This is a genomic window from Escherichia sp. E4702 (assembly GCF_963883545.1).
GTDB lineage: Bacteria > Pseudomonadota > Gammaproteobacteria > Enterobacterales > Enterobacteriaceae > Escherichia.
Genome location: NZ_CAWORF010000048.1, coordinates 1 through 567, shown reverse-complemented (window position 1 = coordinate 567; position 567 = coordinate 1). Strand labels below are relative to the sequence as shown.

At 51.0% G+C, this 567-nt stretch carries 1 protein-coding gene and 1 pseudogene; one reads left to right on the top strand and one right to left on the bottom strand.

From position 1 onward, the window contains the following. Positions 1-84: pseudogene (locus AACU94_RS24455) on the top strand (NfeD family protein); the annotation flags it as partial. A gap of 185 nt (positions 85-269) precedes the next feature. Here the strand turns inward: AACU94_RS24455 and AACU94_RS24450 are convergent. After that, a partial coding sequence (locus tag AACU94_RS24450) for a hypothetical protein (RefSeq protein ID WP_135488430.1) occupies positions 270-567 on the bottom strand: 298 nt, incomplete at its 5' end.

Genomic DNA, 567 nt, shown 5'->3' with positions numbered 1-567 from the left:
AGCGAGGATCTCGGTGCAGGTACGCATGTTGAGGTGATTGCGATTGAAGGGATAACGCTGATCATCCGTGCGATCATCGCCTGATGCGACGCTGACGCGTCTTATCATGCCTACAAAACTGTGCCCGAACCGTAGGCCGGATAAGGCGTTTACGCCGCATCCGGCGGTTATGCGCCGATGCCTGATGCGACGCGGACGCGTCTTATCATGCCTGGAAGTCTGCGCCCGAATCGTAGGCCGCCTCCGCCATATTAACTGGCATTGGCAAATTACTCGTCACTACCTTTATTCATGTTTTTTTGGTCTTCATCCGGATAGTGTTTTTTTAGATATTCCAGGACGTTTTTATTGACCTTGTGTTGGGTATACACCCACCCTTTCCAGTAATCAGGCTGGTCCAGGTAAACTTCTGGCGGAATGGTGAAATCAGAAAGCGTTAACCATTCGGCTAACAGATCGGGGTTTCTCTTCTGGATCAACTGCAACAGCATGATCAGCGACATGGCAGAGGCAGGAGCCGTACTATCGCCGCTTAAATACTTCCACACCGTAGAGCGATTCGAACGA